This is a genomic window from Paenibacillus albiflavus (assembly GCF_004344915.1).
GTDB classification, from domain to species: Bacteria; Bacillota; Bacilli; order Paenibacillales; family NBRC-103111; genus Paenibacillus_AM; species Paenibacillus_AM albiflavus.
In genome coordinates, this window is the sequence record NZ_SKFG01000010.1 from 44,508 (window position 1) to 63,571 (window position 19,064).

General features: G+C 43.4%; 21 protein-coding genes and 1 other annotated feature. Of the genes, 2 read left to right on the forward strand and 19 right to left on the reverse strand.

Features of this window, described 5'->3' with window-relative positions:
• The first annotated feature begins 92 nt into the window (after positions 1-92).
• Entirely contained in the window at positions 93-908 is an 816-nt protein-coding gene (gene comER / locus E0485_RS11250) for a late competence protein ComER (RefSeq protein WP_132418357.1), read from the forward strand.
• A gap of 1 nt (position 909) precedes the next feature.
• Here the strand turns inward: comER and leuS are convergent, their stop codons facing one another.
• The 17 genes from leuS to E0485_RS11335 form a co-directional block, all read right to left on the reverse strand.
• Positions 910-3,354 (reverse strand): leucine--tRNA ligase, encoded by a 2,445-nt coding sequence (leuS, locus tag E0485_RS11255; protein ID WP_132418144.1) that lies wholly within the window; start codon positions 3,352-3,354, stop codon positions 910-912.
• Positions 3,355-3,428: 74 nt separating this feature from the next.
• Positions 3,429-3,660 (reverse strand) — a binding site (T-box leader).
• A gap of 49 nt (positions 3,661-3,709) precedes the next feature.
• Complete coding sequence (locus tag E0485_RS11260) at positions 3,710-4,465, reverse strand: class I SAM-dependent DNA methyltransferase (RefSeq protein WP_132418145.1); 756 nt, start codon at positions 4,463-4,465, stop codon at positions 3,710-3,712.
• A gap of 30 nt (positions 4,466-4,495) precedes the next feature.
• Complete coding sequence (locus E0485_RS11265; protein ID WP_235857548.1) at positions 4,496-5,368, reverse strand: CvfB family protein; 873 nt, start codon at positions 5,366-5,368, stop codon at positions 4,496-4,498.
• Between the two features lie 314 nt (positions 5,369-5,682).
• Positions 5,683-6,030, reverse strand: a complete 348-nt coding sequence (gene rsfS / locus E0485_RS11270) for a ribosome silencing factor (protein WP_132418146.1) — start codon at positions 6,028-6,030, stop codon at positions 5,683-5,685.
• Entirely contained in the window at positions 6,027-6,614 is a 588-nt protein-coding gene (gene yqeK / locus E0485_RS11275) for a bis(5'-nucleosyl)-tetraphosphatase (symmetrical) YqeK (RefSeq protein ID WP_132418147.1), read from the reverse strand. The genes rsfS and yqeK overlap by 4 nt, the downstream gene beginning before the upstream one ends.
• Positions 6,604-7,191 carry a nicotinate-nucleotide adenylyltransferase gene (locus E0485_RS11280; protein ID WP_132418148.1) on the reverse strand — a complete coding sequence of 196 codons (588 nt, stop codon included), beginning with the start codon at positions 7,189-7,191 and terminating at the stop codon, positions 6,604-6,606. The genes yqeK and E0485_RS11280 overlap by 11 nt, the downstream gene beginning before the upstream one ends.
• 80 nt (positions 7,192-7,271) lie before the next feature.
• Positions 7,272-7,562: a ribosome assembly RNA-binding protein YhbY gene (yhbY, locus tag E0485_RS11285; protein ID WP_132418149.1), complete on the reverse strand. Its 291-nt coding sequence runs from the start codon at positions 7,560-7,562 to the stop codon at positions 7,272-7,274.
• 226 nt (positions 7,563-7,788) lie between these two features.
• The gene (locus E0485_RS11290; RefSeq protein WP_132418150.1) at positions 7,789-8,664 is read right to left on the reverse strand and encodes a shikimate dehydrogenase; all 876 of its coding nucleotides are present in this window, start codon (positions 8,662-8,664) and stop codon (positions 7,789-7,791) included.
• A gap of 37 nt (positions 8,665-8,701) precedes the next feature.
• Positions 8,702-9,820 (reverse strand): ribosome biogenesis GTPase YqeH, encoded by a 1,119-nt coding sequence (yqeH, locus tag E0485_RS11295; RefSeq protein WP_132418151.1) that lies wholly within the window; start codon positions 9,818-9,820, stop codon positions 8,702-8,704.
• Between the two features lie 21 nt (positions 9,821-9,841).
• Complete coding sequence (locus E0485_RS11300; protein WP_132418152.1) at positions 9,842-10,348, reverse strand: YqeG family HAD IIIA-type phosphatase; 507 nt, start codon at positions 10,346-10,348, stop codon at positions 9,842-9,844.
• Positions 10,349-10,578: 230 nt separating this feature from the next.
• The gene (locus E0485_RS11305; RefSeq protein ID WP_132418153.1) at positions 10,579-12,828 is read right to left on the reverse strand and encodes a transglutaminase domain-containing protein; all 2,250 of its coding nucleotides are present in this window, start codon (positions 12,826-12,828) and stop codon (positions 10,579-10,581) included.
• Positions 12,821-14,080 (reverse strand): DUF58 domain-containing protein, encoded by a 1,260-nt coding sequence (locus E0485_RS11310; protein ID WP_165921153.1) that lies wholly within the window; start codon positions 14,078-14,080, stop codon positions 12,821-12,823. The genes E0485_RS11305 and E0485_RS11310 overlap by 8 nt, the downstream gene beginning before the upstream one ends.
• Before the next feature lie 13 nt (positions 14,081-14,093).
• Positions 14,094-15,044 carry an AAA family ATPase gene (locus tag E0485_RS11315; RefSeq protein WP_132418155.1) on the reverse strand — a complete coding sequence of 317 codons (951 nt, stop codon included), beginning with the start codon at positions 15,042-15,044 and terminating at the stop codon, positions 14,094-14,096.
• Positions 15,045-15,200: 156 nt separating this feature from the next.
• Entirely contained in the window at positions 15,201-15,566 is a 366-nt protein-coding gene (spoVAE, locus tag E0485_RS11320) for a stage V sporulation protein AE (protein WP_132418156.1), read from the reverse strand.
• Between the two features lie 3 nt (positions 15,567-15,569).
• Entirely contained in the window at positions 15,570-16,583 is a 1,014-nt protein-coding gene (gene spoVAD, locus E0485_RS11325; RefSeq protein WP_207910973.1) for a stage V sporulation protein AD, read from the reverse strand.
• A 2-nt stretch (positions 16,584-16,585) separates the two neighbouring features.
• The gene (gene spoVAC, locus E0485_RS11330) at positions 16,586-17,065 is read right to left on the reverse strand and encodes a stage V sporulation protein AC (protein ID WP_132418158.1); all 480 of its coding nucleotides are present in this window, start codon (positions 17,063-17,065) and stop codon (positions 16,586-16,588) included.
• A gap of 20 nt (positions 17,066-17,085) precedes the next feature.
• On the reverse strand, positions 17,086-17,946 hold the full coding sequence (locus E0485_RS11335) for a DUF421 domain-containing protein (protein ID WP_207910966.1): 861 nt from the start codon (positions 17,944-17,946) through the stop codon (positions 17,086-17,088).
• 93 nt (positions 17,947-18,039) lie between these two features.
• Here E0485_RS11335 and E0485_RS11340 point away from each other — a divergent pair, with 93 nt between their 5' ends.
• Positions 18,040-18,246 carry a DUF1657 domain-containing protein gene (locus E0485_RS11340; RefSeq protein WP_132418159.1) on the forward strand — a complete coding sequence of 69 codons (207 nt, stop codon included), beginning with the start codon at positions 18,040-18,042 and terminating at the stop codon, positions 18,244-18,246.
• 108 nt (positions 18,247-18,354) lie between these two features.
• On the opposite strand, the gene E0485_RS11345 is transcribed toward E0485_RS11340, so the two are convergent.
• Together E0485_RS11345 and E0485_RS11350 are read right to left on the reverse strand one after the other, a co-directional pair.
• A complete protein-coding gene (locus tag E0485_RS11345; RefSeq protein WP_132418160.1) occupies positions 18,355-18,708 on the reverse strand; it encodes a hypothetical protein in 354 nt (117 codons plus the stop codon).
• Between the two features lie 16 nt (positions 18,709-18,724).
• Positions 18,725-18,952, reverse strand: coding sequence for a hypothetical protein (locus E0485_RS11350; RefSeq protein ID WP_132418161.1), 228 nt, complete (start codon positions 18,950-18,952; stop codon positions 18,725-18,727).
• Positions 18,953-19,064 lie beyond the last annotated feature (112 nt).

Genomic DNA, 19,064 nt, shown 5'->3' on the forward strand with positions numbered 1-19,064 from the left:
ATTCCTCCTAATTATTCCATTTTTATAAAGCATGATGGCATCCTCTCTTTCATATACATTAATGAATGTTCCTGAAGCAGGAGGCGATCATGATGAAAATAGGATTCATCGGAACGGGTAGTATGGGCAGCATCTTGATCGATGCGTTCATTCATTCGGGTGCGCTATTACCTACAGATATGGTCATAAGCAACCGTACGATTGATAAAGCTAAACAGCTAGCTGATAAACATACAGGCCTCGAAGTGGCAAAATCCAACATTGAGGTTATGCTTAAATGTGATCTTATCTTTCTATGTGTAAAACCGAAGGAATATAAAAATGTAATCGACGAGATTCGGACAATCTCACTCGATTCCCAAATTATCGTCTCCATTACATCAGCCGTATTGATTGAACATCTGGAAGAATGGCTGCCATGTAAAATTGCAAAAGTAATCCCAAGTATAACGAACTATGTACGAAGTGGTGCGACCTTGTGTATGTATAGTGAACGAATGCTGGAAGAGGATGTGCGAGTAATTGAAGACTTGCTTGCTTATATTTCCAAGCCGTTAAGAGTAGATGAGGCATATACGAGAATATGTTCAGATATATCGAGCTGTGGGCCAGCGTTTATGGCTTTTTTCCTGCAAAAATTTATTGATGCTGCCATTCTGAAAACAGGTATTTCAAGAGAGCTAGCGACTGAACTTGCATCTGAAATGCTATATGGAACGGGTATGCTGCTTACTTCTGGCGGAATGGATCCGACCACACTACAGCAAAAAGTGTCTGTACCTGGAGGTATTACAGCTGAAGGATTAAGCATGATGGAGAACGAGCTGGACGGAATGTTCATCGAGCTCGTTCATACCACTCACGCTAAATACGAGGAAGAATTAGCTAAGGTGAAATCCTTATTTTAAATTAATTTGCTACGATGTTAACGAGCTTGCCTTTGACAACAATCACTTTACGAACTGTTTTGCCAGCAGTTGCTTCTTTCACTTTATCCAAGTTATGAGCAAGCTCTTGCATAGCTTCTTCATTCGTATCCGCAGCGATCATGACACGTTCAATGATTTTACCATTAACTTGAACGACGATCTCTACTTCGTTGTCAACGGTGTACGCTTCTTCATACGTAGGCCAAGCTTCATAAGTAATCGACTCTGTACCGCCAAGTTTCTCCCATAGCTCTTCAGCAATATGAGGAACAATTGGAGATAGCATCTGAACAAAATGTCTCATCGCCTGGATTGGTAGCTGCTCAGTCTTATAGGCTTCATTAACAAAAATCATCATTTGAGAAATCGCTGTGTTAAACCGTAGAGTTTCAATGTCTTCGGTTATTTTTTTGATCGTACGGTGCCATACACGCTTGAACGCCTCTCCGCCTGCATGCTCATCATTCACAATCTTGGCATTAAGCTTGCCTGTGGACTCATCCACAAATAGACGCCAGATACGAGCCAAGAAGCGATAAGCTCCTTCTACACCATTGGTATTCCAAGGCTTCGTTGCTTCAAGAGGACCCATGAACATTTCATATAGACGAAGCGTATCTCCACCATATTCATTCACAATATCGTCTGGGTTAACAACGTTGCCGCGGGATTTACTCATTTTCTCCATGTTCTCACCAAGGATCATCCCTTGATTAACTAGCCTGTGGAACGGTTCTTTGGTTGCAACAACCCCTAGATCATAAAGCACTTTGTGCCAGAAACGTGCATATAGCAAGTGAAGCACTGCATGCTCTACCCCACCAATGTAAAGGTCAACTGGCAACCATTTCTTCTGCAGCTCAGGTGAGCATAATGCTTCATCGTTATGTGGATCGATATAGCGCAGGTAGTACCAGCAGCTTCCTGCCCACTGAGGCATTGTGTTTGTCTCACGGCGTGCTTTCATTCCTGTCTCAGGATCAATGGTATTCACCCACTCAGATACGTTCGCAAGCGGTGATTCACCTGTTCCTGATGGCGTAATGGAATCAACTTCTGGTAAAATCAGCGGCAGTTGATCCACAGGCACTGGCTTCATGGTGCCATCTTCTAGATGAAGAATAGGAATAGGCTCACCCCAATAGCGTTGACGAGAGAATAACCAATCACGTAAGCGGTAGGTAACTTTACCCATACCTATACCTTCTTGTTCTAACCACTGAATCATCTTCGCGATCGCTTCTTCATTATGAAGACCGTTAAGCAGACCCGAGTTCACATGCTCGCCATCTCCAGCGTAAGCTTCCTTCGTAACGTCTCCGCCTTGAACAACTTCGATGATCTCGATACCAAATTGCTTTGCAAATTCCCAGTCTCGCTCATCATGACCTGGGACAGCCATAATTGCACCTGTACCATAACCTGCAAGCACATAATCTGCAATCCAGATCGGCATCTTTGCACCATTCACAGGGTTAACGGCATATGCGCCAGTGAATACCCCTGTTTTCTCCTTAGCAAGGTCAGTACGCTCAAGATCGCTCTTATGAGAAGCTTTCTCTTGATACTGCTTAACTGCTTCTGCTTGCTCCGTTGTTGTGATCTTAGCAACAAGCTCGTGCTCAGGAGCAAGTACACAGTAGGTAGCACCGAATAAGGTATCTGGCCTTGTTGTGAATACAACTAGCTCATCTCCAGCAAATCCATCAATTGCAAATCTGACTTCTGCACCCTTGGATTTACCGATCCAATTGCGCTGCATATCCTTAATGCTTTCAGGCCAATCCAACTCTTCAAGGTCCTCAAGCAAACGCTCAGCATACGCCGTAATTTTGAGTACCCATTGACGCATAGGTTTACGAATAACTGGGTGCCCACCGCGTTCACTAAGACCATCGATAACTTCCTCATTCGCAAGTACAGTACCTAATGCTGGACACCAGTTCACAGGCACTTCATCTACAAACGCAAGTCCTTTATTATACAACTGGATAAAAATCCATTGTGTCCATTTGTAATATTCAGGATCAGTCGTTGAAATCTCACGATCCCAGTCATAGGAGAAACCAAGCGATTTCACTTGGCGACGGAATGTATTCACATTCTTAACCGTAATATCGCGCGGATGCCCACCAGTTTGAATCGCGTACTGCTCTGCAGGCAAACCAAACGCATCCCAACCCATTGGATGAAGTACGTTATATCCACGCATACGCTTGTATCGTGAAATGATATCATTTGCTGTATAACCCTCTGGATGACCTACGTGAAGTCCTGCTCCAGATGGATATGGAAACATATCTAGCGCATAAAATTTTGGTTTGCTGTCGTCATCCAATACTTTAAATGTCTTATTGTCATCCCAATGTTTTTGCCATTTGGGTTCCGATTCAATCGGATTATAGCCATGCTGTTCTCTGTTCATGTTTTTATTCCTCCTACAAGCAGTCATTTCATTCGCAATTAAAAACCAAAAAACCTCCCGCCCGCTAGCTTATCGCTAGGGACGAGAGGTTAGATTCCCGTGGTACCACCCTAGTTAACACAAGGCATGCTTTGCCAGTGTTCACTTTGACTCCCTTAACGCGGGATAAACGATCAGGCTATGCTGTTACAGCATTCACCCTCAAGCTCCAAGGCGAGTTCACATGGATCGTCTATTGGCTTGCACCAACCGCCAACTCTCTAATAAATACGATTACCTGCTACTATTCCTCATCACAGCCCATTATAATACAATTTCTTATGATTATATGTAATCCTCATGCAACCTGTCAAGCCTACATTTTACGTGCTGCAAAAAAGATTCGCATCGATTCATCATTCGGCGACTCGTTCGTAAAATCAGCCATTATCCTGATTTCTGAGAACCCTACTTGTACAAGTAGATCATGCAGCCAGGCAATCTCATAAGCTCGCTGAACATGTTGTTCTTCAATTTTGTGATATGCGCCATTTGTTTGCTGCACAAAAATCGAGAGGTTATGCTCAATCTCCATCCGTTCCTCATCCAGCTCACTAGTCCATATATAAGAAACATCCTCTTCATCCAAGACAAAAGGCTGTTCTTCCGCATAGCTTCGAAATACTGCTGGCGCATGAACATCAAACAGAAATAATCCATTCCTTGCAAGTCCGTGATAGACTTGTTCAAATGCTGCTTCAATATCTGCTTCTTCCAGAAGGTAATTCATGCAATCACAGAATGAAACAACTAGATCGACTGACTCCGGCAGCTCCCAATTGCGCAGATCACCTTGCATCCACATGAGACTAGCCCCTGCTGGCAGCTTTACTCCTTCTGACTTGTCGTGTGCAATGGCTAGCATATCGTCAGATAGGTCTAACCCATACACTTTCATACCAGACTTAGCCAAAGGAATCGTTATTGCACCTGTGCCACAGCCCAAATCAATTGCTGTTTTAGGAGCTAGACCATAATCGCGATAACGGTCTTCAGTCCACTTGACCCAATCTGAATAAGGCATTTCGGACATCAGCCGATCATAAGCATAGGCAAATTGTTCGTATGCCACGGGCTCTCTCCACCTTATAAATTAACTGAACTATTCTTGCTTCGTTTTATTCACTAAATAAGTCCAATTCTCACGCTGCTCGATTAACCCTTCTTTCATCAGCTTGCCAAGCGCACGTTTAAAGGCAGATTTACTTAGCCCGAATCGAGTTTGAATAATATCGGCAGGCGTTGAATCCGAATAAGGCATTCCTCCGTCAGGACGTTCTTGCAACAGCTTCAGAATAATATCTGCATCTTCAACTCTTCCGACCTGCTTAAGTTGTCTCATCGCTAAATTCACACGTCCATCCTCTTCTCGAACGAACGCAATTCTCACTTTAACCCGTTCTCCCAAGCGAAGCGGCTTTACGCGTTCTGCAGCTGGAATAAGCCCGATTATCCCAAAACCAATGACACCAGCATCGCATACGACAAAAGTACCCATTTGCAGTGGTTTGTATACTGTAGCTTCAACCCAATTATTTTTCCAAGACTCAGGTGCGCGAATACAACGTGCAGAAAGTTCCTCTTCACGTGCAGCACGAGCGATCAATCGACCTGACTTGTCTGTATTCATTGTAACAAATACATGATCGCCGATCTCAGGACGAAGCTCCTTTTTCTCAGGCAGCTCGCGAATAGGGAGTAATAAGTTACGCCCTAGTCCCATTTCGAGGAAAACACCAAGTCGTGGATGAATATCAACGACTTCCAGCTTTGCAAGATCACCAAGCTGTAACAGCGGTTGCTTCATTGTCGCCATCATCCTATCATACGTATCATGATAAATAAACACATCGACATGATCGCCTGGCTTGATTGTACCAACCACTTCGCTATAATGCAGCAGCACATCCTGCACACCATTGCTTAAGAAATAGCCATTAGGCGGCACTTCACGTGCGACTTCAAGCGTAATGATCGTACCAGCTTGAAAGCTGTTTTCAGCCGATTGCTCATTCCGATCACGATCACGATCACGCTCTTGATTACGACGATCATAGCTATCCCTTCTACCATACGAATCGGAATTCGATCTTGAATTCGATCTTTCTGAATTGTCATAAGAGCGATTACGATTGCTTTTGAACTCTGCATTTAATGATCTAGGACTGGATGTACCTGATCTATCGCGATCACGACTGCCATTCCCGTTTCTTGAAGGACCAAAGCCATCAGGTCTCCGATCTTTCATATGGCGATCACTGAACCCTTGTGAATTATCATTGTCTTTTCTCATATATGCTCCACTAATTTGGCATCAGACCAAATCCGCTCAATATTGTAGTATTCCCGATCATCCCGATGGAAAACATGCAGCACAACATCGCCTAAATCAAGCAGCACCCAGCGAAGTGTATCTGTTCCTTCAAGACCTCTAACGTGAACTTGATGCTCATGTGCTCGTTTACGCGCTTCTGCCGCGATTGCTTGCACTTGTGTTTCTGAATTACCATGACAAATAATAAAATAATCAGCAATTAATGAAACCTCAGATACATCAAGTGTTACGACATCGTAAGCTTTCTTATCTTGAACTGCATCAACAATTAATTTCATAATGGCATTTGGTGTAAGGCTCATTCTATTACCTCCTGCTGTTTTAGCTTGATTTCCTTTATAAGATCATTGCGTGTTAATACGGTTAATGGATAAATAATTTGCTTTTTCTCTATTAAAAATTGAATTGTTCCATCAAATCCAGCAATCAACGCTTCCTCCAAGCTGTGTTCCGCAAGCTCACGCATGTGAACAACGCCGGGAAAATCACGTCCGGGTTCAATATAATCCGCCAAGCAGACCACTTTATCAAGCAGTGTCATATGTTCACGTCCAGATGTATGGTAGCGAATGGCATCCAGAATTTCTGGATCTGTAACTTCACAGTCTCTAGCGGCTACATACGCACCAGCATGCGCATGCCACAACTGCTTATCATAGTCCAGAATATCAAGCCATTCTCCGCTCTCACGAATCGCTTCAGCCTGCTGCTCGACCGGCCAATGCTTGCACATGTCATGCAGCGTAGCTGCAATCAGAGCTTTATTCACATCCGCGCCAAATCGCAAAGCGAGCTTCTCAGCTGTTTGCATGACACCGAGCGTATGATTCCAGCGTTTGGCTGGCATCTGCTGCTGTACCTTGATTACCATGTCCTTATGATTCATATAGCTTTCTCTCCCTGATATAAGCTTCTACAGCCTTTGGCACACAATACCGAATCGACAGTCCTTCCAGACATCTTTCACGTATATAAGTTGATGAAATATGAAAAGATGGCATTTCAGTCATCGTTACAGCCTTAGCGATTAAAGGAGGAAGCTCCGATAAATCAACTGTATATCCAGGTCTATTTAGGCCTATGAACTGGACGAATTGCACCATTTCTTCAATCCGAACCCATTTAGGCAAAAACTGCACCATATCTCCGCCGATAATGTAATAAAATTCGTGATCTGGATACTTCACCCTTAATTCCGTCATCGTTTCTATACTGTAGGAGACGCCGCCTTTACGTAACTCGTAATCAAATGGGTGAAAAAACGGATTGTCCTCCACTGCCAGCCGCACCATTTCGAGACGTTCTTCTGGCGTTGCCTTTGGTGCATTCGATTTATGTGGGGGCACAAAGGTTGGCATAAACCATACCTCGTCAAGCTCACAACTCGTCCGAACGCTTTCTGCCGCGATTAAATGACCCAAATGAATCGGATCAAATGTCCCGCCCATGATTCCAATCCGCATAAGTCACCACCTTCTGCTGTCCCCTTGTGTAGCTTAGTTTGTCCGTAGATCCTTTTTGCGCGCTGTGAAAATATCGCTATTTACGGCAATTCAATCCGTTTGTGGTCTTTGGATTCCTTATACAATACAATGGTTTTGCCAATTACTTGAACAAGCTCCGCTCCCGCTCCTTCAGCAATTGCAGCAGCAACTTCGTCGCGATCATCGGAATTGTTGTTTAGAATCGATACTTTGATCAATTCACGAGTCTCAATTGCTTCAACGACGTGTTGAATTAAATGATCATTTACGCCGCCTTTACCTACTTGAAAAATGGGCGTTAAATGATGCGCTTCTGCGCGTAAAAATCTTTTTTGCTTGCCTGTTAACATCTTAAGTTCCCTCTATTCTGCTTTCTGTTTTAGAATGATTAGCTGTTGATCTGAGCTACAATCCGCTGCAGGTACGGATCATTCTTCCGATCGCTGTTGTATCCAAATTTCCTGATTAGTTTAACCATTTAAAGGTGGAAATTCGGCTACAAAGGCGACCGCTATCGCTTCTCCAGAACGATTCCGTTCCTTTCGCTTTTTAAGCTCGTTTCTCAAAGGCTAATCATTAAATTGTTTGATTAAATGACTCCAGCACGACCTCGCGCATTGCGTCGGTTGGGGCAGGCTGCCCTGTCCATAACTCAAAAGCATATGCGCCTTGGTAAATGAACATGCCAAGACCGCCATGTGCTGTTGCGCCTGCGAGTGCGGCCTCGCGAAGCAGTCTTGTTTCCTGCGGATTATAGATTAGATCGCTGACAATCAAACGATTATGGAGAAGCTCCGCAGGCAGTGGGGTTTCGTCCACATTAGGCGACATGCCGACGGAAGTCGTGTTCACGACGATGTCTACCTCTCGCATAATGTCCCCGACATCCGCAGTTCTGAGTCCTACCGCGGATGTATACTCGCCGATCAGATCGGCGAGTTCAACCGCACGTTCTAGCGTGCGGTTGGCGATGTAGATGCGCGAGACGCCCTCGCGGGCAAGCGCATAAGCGACTCCGCGCGCGGCACCGCCCGCGCCGAGCATCAACACTCGGGCGCCTGCAAGGCTCGCGCCCGTCTCGTTCTTCAGGGATCGGACATACCCGATCCCGTCGGTGTTATAGCCGATGAGGCGACCGCCCTTGTTCACAATGGTGTTCACAGCACCAGCGACGCGGGCTCCCTCATCGATCTCATCCAAATACCGCATAACTTCGATCTTATGCGGTATCGTTACATTCGCGCCGCCAAGCCCGAGTGCGCGAATGCCTTGCACCGCCGCAGACAAATCCTGCGGCTCAACACGAAATGCCGCATATGCGGCATTGATTCCCATCTCCCGAAATGCTCTCCCAATCATGATTGGCGAACGGGAATGACGAATCGGATCACCCAGCACCCCATACAGGACGGTATCGCTATTGATCCCTTGCTGGTTCAGCTGCTTACCCATTCAGATTCCCCCATGTAACTCTGCAGAGTTAACACTCTTAAATCAAGCTATCTCTGACAACAACCTTAATACCCTTAGGAGCGTGAATCGTTATTTCTGCTCCTGCGTTACTGTTAACCTTAATCCAGCCAAGACCTGAGATCACAACATCCTGCTGCTTACCCCTTGGGATCGTGAAGGAATGCTTCGCAAACGGAGGCAGTTTATCGATATCATCCAGTACTGGCGGTGCAAGAAGTGTGCCTTTATGCTCAGCATAAAGCTCATCCGCCTTCTCCAGCTTCGTCCGATGAATTTTGATCGCATTCGATGTATAACATGTAAAGGACTGGCGCTCTCCACGATTAAAATCCATACGTGCCATTGCACCGAAGAACAAGGTTTGTCCATCATTAAGCTGATAAACCATCGGTTTAATAGCATTGCTTGGCATGATCTTCGGTAAATCTTTACGAGTAACTAACTCCGTAAGACGATGATTATATACGATTCCTGGCGTATCAATAATGGACTTGCCGTCATCAAGCGGAATTTTGACGATATCAAGGGTAGTTCCTGGATAATGCGATGTTGTTAATTCAGCTTCCAAATCACTGAAATCCGAAATTAATCGATTAATTAACGTTGATTTACCTACATTCGTCGCCCCGACAACATATACATCATGGTGTCCGCGATGCTCTGCAATACTATTGATCACACGTTCAAAGCCCATATTCTTCTTCGCCGAGCAAAGAACAACATCAACCGTTTTAAGTCCCCATTGTTTGGCTTGCTTCTGAACCCAATTGATAATCTTATTATAATTTGTTACCTTTGGCAGCAAATCAATTTTGTTAACAACGAGGATCACAGGGTTATTACCTACGAACCGCTGCAAGCTTGAAATCATACTACCTTCAAAATCAAATAAATCCACGATGTTAACAACAAGTGCTTTCGTATTACCTACGTGACTAAGCAGCTTGAGGAAATCATCCTGGTTCAAAGTAATTGAACTTGCTTCATTATAATGTTTAATACGGAAGCAGCGCTGACAGATGATTGGTTCTTTAAGAAATGCCTCTGTAGGCACGAACCCGAGCTTGCCTGAATCATCCACCTGTAATTTCACACCGCATCCCGCACAATGCATAATTTCTTCTTCTGTATGCATAGACCCTCCTGTGGTAGTTTCTTATTGTCGTTTATTTCTAGATAGCTTAAGTGTTAGCTTCTCTAGTGGACGATTGATCATTTTCGTCGCAATCCCTTCATCCTTGATTGCAATCGGACGAACAAGAATCGTATATAAACCCATTCGATTACCACCTAGAACATCTGTCATCAACTGGTCACCAATAACTATCGTGTTGTTTGGTGCTGTCTTCAAGACAGTTAGCGCTTTATTAAATGGCGTTCTTGTTGGTTTACGAGCAGCATGAATGAAAGGAATATGTAGCGGATCGGCAAATGCAGAAACTCTTCCATGATTGTTATTCGATACAATCACAACACGGAATCCCATTTCTTTAACACTCTCCAGCCAGCTTATTAGCTCTGGGGTAGCTAAAGGCTCTTTCGCCCCGACGAGTGTATTATCAAGATCCGTAATGATTCCACGGTATCCTTGTTCCCATAATTTGACTAAATCAATGTCATATACTGTCCGAACCGACAGTTTCGGCTCAAATCGCTTTAGCATTGTTTCAACTCCAATTAATTAAGTTCCGATTACATTCACCTATTCTATAGGGAACTATACCATACTTAATAAATTCTACACAACTTAAGCCAAGAGGAAACGGCTACGCCGTTGGGGACGGGAGCGTTTCATAAGGTTAATCTGAGGAAGTATGTGAAGACTTATACTTTCTGATTAGCTAAGAAGCCTCTGAAATCACAAGCATCGTGATCTCAAAGGCTTCTCTTTTTCTATTTCATGGCAATTCGTAACTTTCGAATCGTTCTAAGTGCTTCAAACCACTCTGCTTCTGTTAACATAGTGCCACTGTAATGAGCGCGTTCATACAAAATAAGAAGCGTGGTTAGTTCTCGTTCCAACCATACACTTGTCTGCATCCAGCGAGTCAATGTTTCGCGAAGCGTCGTTTCATTGCTTTCCCGTTCAAAGCCTTTACGTTTTGCATATTGCAATAATCGGTACACATCATGAACAACCATCTGATTATAGTTGCCTGAATAACGTGTACGTCTAACCAGATTCATTGCATTTCTCCATGGCATAAACTTGATTACAAGAAACGTTACTAATCCAACAAGAAGGACAATCCCGAAAATAAATGTCCACATTCTCCAGTTCCATCCAGCATCTGTCGCATCCACTGGTGCATCCACATTTGCGACTGGTGGTGTTGGAATAGGTTCATTCACATTATTAACTAATACAGTTGGCATTGTAAATCCAGACGTCGGTTCGAATGGCACCCATCCCCATCCAGGGAAATACACTTCCGCCCATGAATGTGCATCTGCATTTCGTACCGTAAATTCATCGGCTGAATTGCTTAATCGTGGAGCAGCTCCGCGGTATCCACCTTTCTCCAACATCTCCTCAAGGAGAGAAGTGCCTGTTGCAAAGCCTTTAACCCATCTGGCCGGCATACCAATTGATCGAGTAAGCATGACCATTGCAGTGGAATAGTAATCGCAATAGCCTTCTTTCACCTCAAATAGAAACTGATCCACAAAATCCTCGCTAGTTCCTTTAGCTGGCTCCGTATTATAAACAAAATTACCCGCTAGGAATCTTTCAATATTCTTTACCTTGTCATATGGTGTAGCAGAGTTTTGTGTTATCTTCTGAGCTAACTCCTTAATACGAACCGGCATTGTTTCTGGTATTTGCAAATAATCCTGCCATAACTCAGCAGAAACATCCTCGATTTTCACTTTTCGCAGCTCATTCACATCAATGACGGGAACTTGAGAGACCATCGTATAAGTGGTTGGATAGCTTGAGTTTCCTTTAAAATTCATAACGGCATCGTTCGGTGTCCAGGTTATTTTGCTTATTATACTTGGATTGTTCTGACCGTCCTTGCCGGTAATTTCTTGCAGCTGCTGAATTCGATTCGGGCCAAATAATACGGGATAGGCTTCATCGGACAACATCGTAACTGTATAGGGAATCGAATTTATACTAGCTTTGGATGTATCTACTCTTGGATCCGGCTGAATTGCTTCCCATGGTTTGACGGCTATCCGATTATCTTGCTCTTTCGGATCTTTCTCCCAGCCTGAACCTGTATAAACACTTCTGGTTTCCCCCCGCCAATAACTGCGCTGGCTAGATGTTACCTTCATGACAGTCCGATAATTATATTTAAAACCTCCACCTAGCGATTCATCACTACGACTATAGCCAGATTCTGCATGATTGTCTGGATTAGCAGGCAAGGAACCACCCTCATTCGTCGTAAACTTCATAACCTGCTCGCCATTATAATTTTTCCAAGCTGTATAAGGGTCTGTCAGGATCGGGCGAATAGAAGGTGTATATTGTACGATTGAATAGAAAATGACAGCGATTAATACGACTGGAATCAGAATCGGAAATGGACGCTGAGACAGCTTGCGCCACGCATCTGGTGAATGTTTTTGAATCCGAACCAAATTCGTTATAATGACGATCATTGTACTGCAGAATAGCACAACCGCTATTTCTTTCCACAACGATAAATTCGAGAAGGAGTCGCGTATGCAGAAGGCAATAATGCTGCCCATAATACCAATGTACATCCATAATTTCTTCGACATTCCCCATATGCTGATCACATATACAAGTCCTGCACCTAAAGTAAACCAAAGATAGGGCATTAATTGCAGCATATTGCCATCAATAAACGGAAGGAACTCCGACCACTTCCAAGCCGTTATAGGAATAAATTTGTAGTCTAGATAGATGCCTGTTATTACGATGATAACGACGACTTGGATGGCTCCGCGAAGTACAATCGGAATTTTAGGTATAAAATAGGTTGCTCCAATTCCAAATAACGTGTACTTTATAAGGTTTGCTGTCGTTTCTTCCCATACAACCGCTTCTTTCATCATCCAGTTTACATACTGCAGCAAGAAGATTCCCATGCATATTGCCATAGCGCGCTGTAGAAACTCTTGCGTGATGAACCAGGTAATCGGTCCTTGGCGTTTGTTAGCCATGCATTTTCGCCCCTTCCAGTATCATTGGAAGCTTGGATAACTCCGAAATTGCATAACCCATCATGCCCTCAGCATAAAGGTATTCAATCCATTCTTGATTTTTAGCTTTAAGTACCGTAGATGAACCTTGAGGCTCTACGAGCATATGACAGCCCTTCATTCCATTTCTTTTGACCCAGCTGATACACTTCGCCATTTCAGCACCAGCTTTGGGTGAAATAAAGATGAAGAAACTCCCGCCAATAAATTGATTACCTAAAGCGGTCAATGAATGCTCCAAAGAATATAGGCCATCTGGCTCAACATCTACTAAATGCGTCATCATTTCTTCAAAATTATCTTGATAGAGTCCACCATTAAAGTGCTTCAGATTCTGTCCTACTGATAACAAGTTCATAGGCATGTGATGTTCGAACCCGAACCTTAAGAAGGATGCTACGATTGAGACAGCAAGTTCAAATTGAGCTGCATTTGAATAAACGCTGTGGTTGCGATCCAGAACTAGGATCGTTTGAGGCAGTGCCTCTCGTTCAAATTCTTTTGACTTCCATACGCCGGTTCTAGCTGTAGCATTCCAGTGAATACGTGACAGCTTATCTCCATAGATGTATTCTCTTACACCATTAATTTGCGTCGTTTCACGATGGGCTAATGTAGACAAGGTATGATGCTGCATCCCTCTTAACAACTGACGCAGCTGAATAGACTCTCTGAGATCTACCATCTCGGGAAATACGGTAATATACTGTGGAACATTCGTCTCACCTCGATGTTCAATGAGTCCGAATATATCTGTCGTCACAAGCTCTGTTCGCTCAAAATGATAGATTCCTCTTCCAAGTGGAGGCGTTGAATACGTAAGATCCCCACTGCGAGCCCAATCGAGTACAATTGTCCCTTTATGAACGGTTAATAGTCCGCCTTTCCTCATGAGCTTCTCTTTAATCGTTACATAAGGAAGAGGCCAGAACCCTGGCACATAGAACACGACCTTAAGCTGAAGACTCTGACCTGCTGTGATTTTATTGCTGCCCGTTGCATTCAGCAGTGTTCTTGTGCCTTCAACATGACGGATCCCGCTCCATCTACCCAGAATTAAGTAAATGGTAATAACGCAAACAAAAAAGAACATAATGCCTGAAATTCTACCACCCTGTAAGAGCAAATAAAATAATGAGGCAATAAATAAGCTGGATAAATACCAGACTGCTTTGGGAATGCGTTTATTGGAAATGGAAGTTAATTTCTTCATTATCTTCACATCCCTATCTAACAGGTGTTTGCACCTGATCCATGATCTTTTGCATGACAGATGATAAAGAAGTGCCCTCAAGTCTTGCTCCATTATGGATAATCATCCGATGCTGTAAAATATACGGCGCCAAATATTTGACATCATCAGGTATCACATACTCTCTTCCTGACAAATAAGCAAAGGCTTGTGAAGCATGTACAAGCGCCAGCGTTGCTCTCGGACTTGCTCCCAAATAAATGGCAGGATGATTGCGCGTTGCTCTCGTAATAGCTGTTATGTAATTGATCACTCGCTCTTCGATATGAACTCGTCTTGCCGCCTCCTGCAATGCCATTATTTCTTCAATATTAGCTACCGGCATAATTTCATCCAAAGGCGATGAGGTCATCTGAGAAGCTACCATCTTATTCTCCATCTTCTCATCTGGATAGCCGAGAGTAAGCTTAATCATAAATCTATCCAGCTGTGCTTCTGGCAAAGAGTATGTACCTTCAAAATCAATCGGATTCTGTGTAGCAAGCAGCAGGAATGGCTTCGGCAGCGAGTAGCCTTCTCCATCAACGGTAATCTGGCGTTCTTCCATAGCTTCAAGGAGTGAAGATTGCGTCTTGGTTGTTGCTCTATTAATTTCGTCTACTAAAAGAATATTAGAGAATACTGGACCAGGTCGAAAAATGAAAGATTCATGCTTAGGGTGGTAGATGGAAACACCAGTAACATCAGTTGGAAGTAAATCAGGATTACATTGAATACGACGAAATTGTCCTTGAATCGACTTGGCAAGCGCTTTGATTAGAACTGTCTTTCCCGTTCCGGGAACATCCTCGATTAATACATGTCCTCCTGCTAACAAGGCAGTCAATAATAAATCGATCTCCATCTTCTTGCCGTGGATGCAAACCTCCAAATTATCCCTTAACTTCTCCAGCAGATTTACATGAGTTTCAACTATTGTAGCCATAATCTGGACCTCCGCATCTAAATATTGTTCTTTCCACAATCCTAATCTTATCATACATATTACTGAATATTCTTACAATATAGAAATGCAATTAGCCTCTCTGCCTGTACAGTGCAGAGAGGCTTAAGAGATTATTGGCATATCTAATGTAACAACCTAACCCTTCGGACGAACGAATAAGGAGGCGAGGAAGGAGAAGATGATCGCGGACGAAATACCCGCGCTTGTCAATGTAAATATCCCCATTAACACCCCAATCCAGCCGTGCTGCTCAATCTCTGTTAGCGCACCATGCACCAGTGCATTTCCGAAGCTCGTGATCGGAACGGTTGCACCAGCTCCAGCAAACTTAATTAAGGGATCATACAAACCAACACCATCAAGCACTGCTCCAATAACAACTAATGTACTCATGGTATGAGCGGGAGTCAGCTTGCCAACATCCATCATCAACTGACCAATTACACAGATTGCTCCGCCAACAAGAAATGCCCATACAAATGGAGAAATTTGTGACCACATGAGTTAATTCCCTCCGTTCTCAATCGCTACAGCATGTGCAATACACGGGATACTCTCGTTTTGCTGATAAGACAATGGCGATAGAAGCGCTCCTGTAGCTACTACCAGAATCCGTTTCAATTCACCACTTCGTACTTTCTTAAGCAACGATCCATAGGTAACAACAGCTGAGCATCCACAACCCGAAGCACCTGCCTGCATCCCTTGTTTCTCACGATCATATAGAAGTAGACCGCAATCCATATACTTCGTCTGGTTGATCGGGAAATGATGTTTATGAAATAACTCATTGGCTATATCAAATCCAACAGCAGCCAAATCCCCTGTGACGATTAAATCATAATACCCAGGTTCACGCTTTAAATCTCGGAAATGTGCTTGAATCGTATCGACTGCAGCTGGAGCCATCGCCGCCCCCATGTTGAATGGATCTGTAAGGCCCATATCCACGACTTTCCCAATTGTTGCTGAAGTTACAACAGGTCCAACACCCTGCTTCCCAATTACGCAAGCACCCGCACCAGTCGCGGTCGTCTGTGCCGTCGGAGGCTTTTGAGAGCCATATTCTGTTGGATAGCGAAATTGTTTTTCAACCGTACAATTATGGGAGCAAGTTCCGCTAAGTACATGCTTCGCTCCCCCACTATTCACAATCATTGATCCAATCGCTAAACCTTCCATGGAGGTAGAGCATGCACCGAATATTCCGAGGTAGGGAATCGCAAGCGTTCGTGCAGCAAAGGAAGTAGAAATTATCTGATTCATTAAATCTCCGCCAATGTGAAATTGAATATCACCAGCCTGAAGATTCGCTTTCTTCATCGCTAGCTGCCCAGCTTCCTCCATCATTTTCTTCTCAGCTTTCTCCCAGCTATCTTGTCCCATCCATAGATCACTATGTACGACATCAAAATCATTCTGCAAAGGTCCCTGTCCTTCTTCCGGACCTACAACTGTTGCTGTAGACAAAATAACGGGTCTATTCTCGAATGTCCAACTTTGATGGCCTTTTAACATCATTAATGTCCTCCTGGCGTGCCGAACAATAATTGAAAAATACCGACAAAGAATGCAGCAACCGCTCCAAATACGATAACCGAGCCTGCCAATTTAAACATATTACCACCGACTCCAAGCACGAAACCTTCGCTTCGATGTTCAAGTGCAGCAGAACACATCGAATTCGCAAAGCCTGTTACAGGCACGGCTGTACCCGCTCCCGCCCACTGCGCAATTTTGTCATACAGGCCGAAGCTTGTTAGAATCACAGAGATGAGTACGAGTGAAGCAACGGTTGGATTACTAGCCGCTTCTTTCGTAAACCCAAACCATTTCGTAAACATAAGGGTGAGAAATTGCCCAATTTCACATATAAATCCACCAACTAGAAAAGCAAGAATGCAGTTTCTAAAAACAGGTCTTTGTGGTTCATTTTTTTTCGCAAGATCTTGATATTGCTGCTGTGTTTTGGTTATTTTGCTTTTTGAATTCGTCACGATTCATTCCTCCGACTTGTATTCTACGTTCTGATCATCGTTTTAAAAGACTCTACAACATCGTCCATCTGCTGTGCACAATCCCCATACATAGTGGAAACAACCTTATTTTGGGTCGCCAAAGCAAACAATTCTAGGTCGGCTTGAACTTTTTTGAGATTTGCATAAAGTAAAAACAAAGCCTGGGGTAATGGTATTTCAAGCGTATCATCATACACATCTACATATAGTTGTCCAAAAGCATCAACCTGTGCAAGGAATACATTAGCCTGTGTCACCCCTAGCTTATCCAGTTCAGTAAACAGCCATTCTCTGGTAAAGCCCGCAAGTCTTAAGCCTTCATTTAACACTTCGCCATCCATTATTACCTCGATCGGTTGTCGTTCTCCTGGAACTTTCATTTGCATATGCAAAGGAGTCAGTGGTCTAAATTCAGGTTTGAGCAGCACACTAAGTGCACCTGATGTCTCGAGAACGGCATACTCCACTTCCGTTAGGTCAAAGACATCCTTCATACGAAGTTGTTCAAGTAATTCATCGCCTGTAATCCGCTCTTTTTTCAAATTATCTTCAAGAATTTTGCCGTCTTGAATCAACACTCTGTCTTTGCCCTCAAATACAATGCGCATTCTACGTTGTTTCATCATCCACCATTCAATTGTAAATGGAATGATAAACCACATCATCAGCGCGCTTAGACCGTGTAAGTAATTGGCCTCAATATCAGTTGAAATGAAGCCTGCCAAATCACCAATGGTAATTCCTGTTATATATTCGAAAAAGGTTAGTTGTGAGATCTGTCTTTTACCAAGTATGCGAGTAAAAATAAACATGACTGTAATTGCACCTAAGGCTCGCACCAGTATGTTTAGCCAATCTTCCACAATATCCCCCCTATGTATAAACAAAATCTCGATGATAATTATGAGCAATAATTGGACATATTATGTACGGTCACAAATATGGAGGTGAATAAAATGACTGTTGCATCACAAGTAAAAACAACACTTGCATCACTCAAAAGTGCACAAGCTTCACTTGAAACCTTTGCACTAGGTACTCAAAATAAAGACGCAAAGCAGCTGTTTGAAACCGCCGCACAAACAACACAAGGCGTAGTCGATCAGCTAAGCTCAAGAGTACAGCAATTAGAACAAGAAGAGCCGCAATATAAAGGCTTCTAAAGTTACTTAATAATAAGCCCGAGTCACGCTGTACCAATAACAGCGGCTCGGGCTTATTTTAACTAATCAGAAAGTATAAGTTTTCACCATACTTCCTCTGATTAGCCCTTAGGAAACGCTCCCGTCCCCAAAGGACGGTGTAGCCGTTTCCTCTTGACTAAGTATATGCATTGAACTGATATGGTTCTTCGTCTCGGTTGTCCCCAGCTCATAAAGCAGCCTATAAACTTCTTGCAGCACAGCATCGTATTTATCATTCTCATCATCGACATGATAAGGAATTCCAGGCAGAACTGCTCTTATACTAGAAGAATCATCATAGGACATTTTCGCCCCAAATAACATTTCAAGCCTTGCTTTTTCTGATGCCGTTGCTTCAATTTCAAGCTCGTACGCCGCATCTCCCTGATGTGACATAACCGTTCCTGCTTGCACAGATACATAATACGTCTTCTTAGTCATACATCCACTGCTCCCACTATATAAAATACATGACAAGCACGGCCCCGATTACAATCACAATTGGAAAAATAACGTAAGCGATAAAAATCGGATTCGCCATAATTTTATGTTTTACTGTTACCTCACTTACACCTCGATCGATCACATTCTTCCTTTGCTTACGAGCAATTTGATAAGTCAAACCCGCGCCTATAACGAGGACGATAGCCGCAATGATCAATAACGGGACAAGAACGGATTTCAAGCTTTAACCATCTCCTTCTGCATAGAATCGAATTGTTATTAGTCATGTGCCAATACCTTGTATTTCATGCTAATGAATTAATTTCTATCAGACTTGAGACTTAGTAAGAGAT